Origin of the sequence: Streptomyces sp. GC420 (assembly GCF_009916105.1) — a bacterium.
GTDB lineage: Bacteria > Actinomycetota > Actinomycetes > Streptomycetales > Streptomycetaceae > Streptomyces.
This window is the reverse complement of sequence record NZ_JAAAXQ010000484.1, coordinates 1-5,007: the sequence shown is the minus strand read 5'-3', so window position 1 is coordinate 5,007 and position 5,007 is coordinate 1. Positions and strand designations below refer to the sequence as shown.

The window sequence follows — 5,007 nt, the reverse complement described above, 5'->3', positions numbered from 1 at the left end:
GTGCGGGCTCGCCAGTGACGGGGCCCGGGGGTGGCGAAGCCGTCGACCATCGCCACCAGGTCCCTGGCCAGTGGTTCCGTCTCGGCATCCGCCAGCGGGACACCGGCCCACCGGCACACCGCGCGCGCCGCCGCGCGGGCGGAGTCGCTGGAGCCGGGCACCGGGCAGGCGGCGGCCGACGCCGCCGTCAGCCTGGACGTCACCGCCGCCGGCGGCTGCGACGGCCCCACCACCGCCGAGATCGACGTCCCCCTGCTCGTCCCCTTCGTCGGCAACGGCTGGACCGCGACCCGCACCGTCACCATGCCCTGCGACCAGGACGACTAGGACGACGAGGACGACGAGGACGACGAGGATGGCAAGGAGGGTACGGACATGAGTCTGCGGGCACGTATCGCCGCCCCCGAGGACCACGGTGGCGGTGGCCGCGAGGACGGCCACATGGTCGCCCTCTACCGGGCGAAGCTCTTGGAGGAGATCGACCTCGCCGAGATGTCCGCCCTCGCGGCGGCGGAACGCCGGGCCAGGCTGGAGCGCGTCCTCGCGCACATCATCAGCCGCGAGGGCCCCGTCCTGTCCACCGCCGAGCGCTCCCAGCTCATCCGCCGCGTCGTCGACGAGGCCCTCGGCCTCGGCGTACTCGAACCGCTGCTCGAGGACGCCTCCATCACCGAGATCATGGTCAACGGCCCCGACGCGATATTCGTCGAGCGCGGCGGCCGCGTCGAACAACTCCCCATGCGCTTCGCGTCGAACGAGCAGCTCATGCAGACGATCGAACGCATCGTCTCGACCGTCAACCGGCGCGTCGACGAGTCCAACCCCATGGTCGACGCCCGCCTCCCGTCCGGCGAGCGCGTGAACGTCATCATCCCGCCGCTCTCCCTGACCGGCCCCACGCTCACCATCCGCCGCTTCCCACGCGCCTACAAACTTCCGGAACTGATCACCCTCGGCACACTCGACGAGCAGATGCTCCTGCTGCTCTCCGCCTTCGTCCGCGCCCGCTTCAACGTGATCGTCTCGGGCGGCACCGGCTCCGGGAAGACCACCCTGCTGAACGCGCTCTCCGGCCTGATCCCGGAACACGAACGCATCATCACCGTCGAGGACGCCGCCGAACTCCAGCTCCAGCAGGCCCACGTCGTACGACTCGAGACCCGGCCCCCCAACGTCGAGGGAAAGGGCCAGATCACCGTACGCGACCTGGTGCGCAACTCCCTGCGCATGCGCCCCGACCGCATCATCGTCGGCGAGGTCCGCGGCGGCGAGACCCTCGACATGCTCCAGGCCATGTCCACCGGCCACGACGGCTCCCTCGCCACCGTCCACGCCAACAGCGCCGAGGACGCGCTGATGCGCCTGCAGACCCTGGGCTCCATGTCCGAGGTCGAGATCCCCTTCGAGGCCCTGCGCGATCAGATCAACAGCGCCGTCGACGTGATCGTCCAGCTCACCCGGCACGCCGACGGCTCCCGCAGGATCAGCGAGATCGCCATCCTCGCCTCGCACGGCCGGCAGCCCTTCACCATCGCCACCGTCTCGCGCTTCGTGCCACAGCCCATCAGCGCGGACCGCGTCGTCCACGGCCGCTTCGAGCACCTGCCGCTGCCACGCCGCTTCGCCGAACGCCTCTACCTCTCCAACGAACCCATCCCACCCGCCTTCGGAGTCGCCGCGGACGGCCTGGACGGACTGCACATGAGGGAGGCCATCGGATGAACAACCCCGCCCTGCTCGCCATCGGCGCCACGCTGCTCTGCGGTGTGCTCGCCGTCGCCGGGGTACACAGCTACGCCTCCGGGCGCGCCCAGCGCGCCGCCCTCGTCGACCGGCTCGCCGCCACACCCATGCTGCCCCCGGGCGGCCGCACCCGGCGCTTCACCGCCGTCGACCGCAGGCTGCGCAGGACCCGCCTCGGCCGCCGCATCCAGCTGAAGCTGGCGGCGACCGGCCTGGACCTCACCCCGGGCGAGTTCCTCGTCTACACCTGCCTGACGGTGGCCGCGCTCTGGCTGATCGCCGCCTCGGTCCTCGCTCCCTTCTTCGGTCCCGTCGCCGGGATCGTCGGGGTGTGGGGCGGCAACATGTTCCTCAACTGGCAGCGGCAGAAGCGCATCGAGGCGTTCATCAACCAGCTTCCCGACCTGGCACGGATCCTCGCCAACGCCACCCAGGCCGGCCTGGCCCTGCGCACCGCACTGGCCATGGCCGCCGAGGAACTGGAGGCCCCGGCGGGTGAGGAGCTGAGCGTCGTCGCCAACCAGCTGTCCGTCGGCCGGTCCATCGACGACGCCCTCGGCGAGCTGACGGAACGCCTCCCCTCCCGCGAACTGGTCGTCCTCGTCACCACGCTCATCCTGTCCAACAAGGCGGGCGGCACCGTCGTCAGTTCGCTGCGCAACCTCACCGTCACCCTGGAGGAGCGCAAGGAGACCCGGCGCGAGGTCCGCACCATGCTCTCCGAGGTCAACGCCACCGCCTTCACCGTCCCAGCCCTGGGTGCCGGCGCCCTGCTGATGCTGAACGCCATGCAGGACGGCGCGCTGGCCCGGGTCACCGGATCGGCACTCGGCCAGATCCTCATCCTGGTCTCCCTCGGCCTGTACGCCACGGGCTTCGTCGTCATCCGCCGCCTCGGCAAGATCGAAGTGTGAGGGGGAGGAACGAATGCTGGGACTGCTGCTGGCCCTCCTGCTGGGCCTGTCCGTGGCCGGGATCTTCCAGGGCATCCGCATGTACCGCGCCGAGGCCAAGCTCCCCGGCGACCTCGCCCTCGCCCTGGAGGTCGGCTCCACCCGGGTCTCCCGCGCGGACTCGGTGATCGACCGGCTCGGCATGCGCTTCGCCCCCACCGTGCTGCGCCTCATGGGCCCCAAGCGCGTCGACCAGAAGCGCCGGAAGATCAACATGGCGGGCAACCCGGGCGGCCTGACCATCGACCGGTACGCGGCCCGCCGCGCCGTCTACGGCATCTTCGGCCTCGTCTGCGGCCTGTCCTTCTTCGCCAACGACGTGCCCCTGTTCGGCGTCTTCGCGCTCGTCTTCGGGCTGTTCGCCGCCGACGCGCTGATCTGGCAGGCCATCAGGGAACGCAAGGACGTCATCGAGCGCACCCTCCCCGACTTCCTCGACGTCCTCGCCGTCGTCGTCAGCGCCGGCCTGGGCTTCCGGCAGGCACTCGACCGGGTCGCCGAGAAGTACGAGGGCCCCTGGGCGGACGAACTCCGCATCACCCTGCGTCAGATGGACATGGGCGTCAGCCGCCGCCAGGCCTTCGAGGAACTGCGCAAGCGGAACGCCTCCGAGCAGGTGTCCCAGTTCGTCACGGCGCTCCAGCAGGGCGAGGAACTCGGCGCCCCCATCGCCGACACGCTCATCCAGATCGCCACCGACATGCGCCGCACCGACGCGCAGAACGCCCGCCGGCGTGCCGCCAAGACCATTCCCAAGGCGACCATGGTGACGCTGGTCTTCATGGTCCCGGCCACCCTCATCCTCATCGTGACCGGCATGTTCCTCGGCTCGTCGACCGACTTCGCGACCATCTTCAGCGGTCGGTGACCCATGGCCATCGCACTCAGAGGAGGCGGGCCTCGCCGCGGCGGGGCATCCCACGGCGGCCCTCACCGCGGCGGTCCGCCGTCCCGGCCCGAAACCCGGCCCCCGCTCGCCTCCGTCCTCGACGACGATGCGCCCGCCCCCAGCCTGCCCATCCAGCTCAACGCCCTCCAGGCACTGTGCCGGCAGGTCTTCGGCTTCCGGCTCGCGATGATCGGGCTCGGCGCGCCCTTCGCCCTGGAGAGCGCTCAGGGCAGGCTCGGCAACTGGCTGGTCGGCGCCGCCGTCGTGATCAGCGTCATGGGCTCGTACGCCGTGCTGCGGGACTGGGAACGCATCGGGCCCCTGCTGCTCCGCCACCAGTGGCTGTTCGGCGTCGACCTCGCCCTGGGTACGGTCCTGCTGCTCACGGCGACGGCCGACTCGCCGCTGGGCTACGCCACGGTGTGCACGCCGCTGCTCGCCGGACTGCTGTACGGGTGGCGGGGCGCCGCGATCTTCACCGCGCTGCAGGTCCTGGTGCTGTTCGGGGCGTACAGCGCCTGGCAGCAGCGCATGGACAACCCGTCCAGCACCCTCATCATCAGCGGTTTCTGCGCCGCCGCCGGCATTATCGGCGTCACCCTGCGCAACCTGATGTTCCGCTTCGGCGCCGCCACCCAGGCACTCGCCGAGGCGACGGCGCGGCTGACCGTCAGCGACGCCGTGGAGGGCGAACGCGCCCGGCTGGCCCGCGAGATGCACGACTCCGTCGCCAAGACCCTGCACGGCCTGGCCATGGCCGCCGACAGCCTCGCCGCGTCGGCCGACCGCATGGACCCGCTCACCGTCAAGTACCAGGCGGGCCTTGTCGCACGCTCGGCGCGCCGCGCGGCCGCCGAGTCCCGCGAACTCCTCGCCGATCTGCGCCGCCGGGCCGACCATGACACGGCGGGCGTCGACATCTCCGCCGAACTCGCCGCGCACGTCGCCGACTTCGGCGCACGCGCCGGCATCCACGCCTCCTACGAGCCGCTCGGCACGGGCTCGCTGCCCCCCGTACCGCACACCGTCGCCCGGCACCTGCTCACCATCGCCACCGAGGCGATGGAGAACAGCCACCGGCACGCGGGCGCCACCCGCGTACGCGTCGAACTCGGCCTCGTCGACGGCCTGCTGCGGGTCAGCGTCCTGGACAACGGCCGCGGGCTGCCGCCCGGCACCAGCCTCGACGAACTGCGCAGGACCGGCCACTTCGGGCTTGTCGGCATGGTCGAGCGGGCGGCGGGCATCGGTGCCCGCATCCGCATCGGCCGGGGGCGCACGGCGGGCGGCACCGAAGTGAGGGTGGAACTGCCCATCGCGGCCCTGTCCCCGGTGAGCCGCCCCCTGCTGAACTGAACCCACCGAGCCGATCCGCTCCCGTCCGCCGTCCCCAGTCCCCGACCGACCGAGAGGAGGCCGCAC

At 71.6% G+C, this 5,007-nt stretch carries 5 protein-coding genes; all 5 read left to right on the top strand.

What is annotated here, in order from left to right:
• The first annotated feature begins 30 nt into the window (after positions 1-30).
• The 5 genes from GUY61_RS42025 to GUY61_RS34505 are packed head-to-tail and all read left to right on the top strand — an operon-like array spanning position 31 to position 4,941.
• Positions 31-327, top strand: coding sequence for a pilus assembly protein (locus GUY61_RS42025; protein ID WP_166634270.1), 297 nt, complete (start codon positions 31-33; stop codon positions 325-327).
• A 48-nt stretch (positions 328-375) separates the two neighbouring features.
• Positions 376-1,722 carry a CpaF family protein gene (locus GUY61_RS34520; protein WP_166634269.1) on the top strand — a complete coding sequence of 449 codons (1,347 nt, stop codon included), beginning with the start codon at positions 376-378 and terminating at the stop codon, positions 1,720-1,722.
• Positions 1,719-2,657 carry a type II secretion system F family protein gene (locus tag GUY61_RS34515; RefSeq protein ID WP_166634268.1) on the top strand — a complete coding sequence of 313 codons (939 nt, stop codon included), beginning with the start codon at positions 1,719-1,721 and terminating at the stop codon, positions 2,655-2,657. Before GUY61_RS34520 ends, GUY61_RS34515 begins: the two co-directional genes overlap by 4 nt.
• A 13-nt stretch (positions 2,658-2,670) precedes the next feature.
• Positions 2,671-3,564: a DUF5936 domain-containing protein gene (locus tag GUY61_RS34510; protein ID WP_166634267.1), complete on the top strand. Its 894-nt coding sequence runs from the start codon at positions 2,671-2,673 to the stop codon at positions 3,562-3,564.
• A gap of 3 nt (positions 3,565-3,567) precedes the next feature.
• A complete protein-coding gene (locus GUY61_RS34505; RefSeq protein ID WP_166634266.1) occupies positions 3,568-4,941 on the top strand; it encodes a sensor histidine kinase in 1,374 nt (457 codons plus the stop codon).
• Positions 4,942-5,007: the final 66 nt, after the last annotated feature.

Coding starts and splice junctions, on each gene's coding strand:
- GUY61_RS34520 (WP_166634269.1), top strand. CDS start 376: ATGAGTCTGCGGGCACGTATCGCCGCCCCCGAGGACCACGGTGGCGGT.
- GUY61_RS34515 (WP_166634268.1), top strand. CDS start 1,719: ATGAACAACCCCGCCCTGCTCGCCATCGGCGCCACGCTGCTCTGCGGT.
- GUY61_RS34510 (WP_166634267.1), top strand. CDS start 2,671: ATGCTGGGACTGCTGCTGGCCCTCCTGCTGGGCCTGTCCGTGGCCGGG.
- GUY61_RS34505 (WP_166634266.1), top strand. CDS start 3,568: ATGGCCATCGCACTCAGAGGAGGCGGGCCTCGCCGCGGCGGGGCATCC.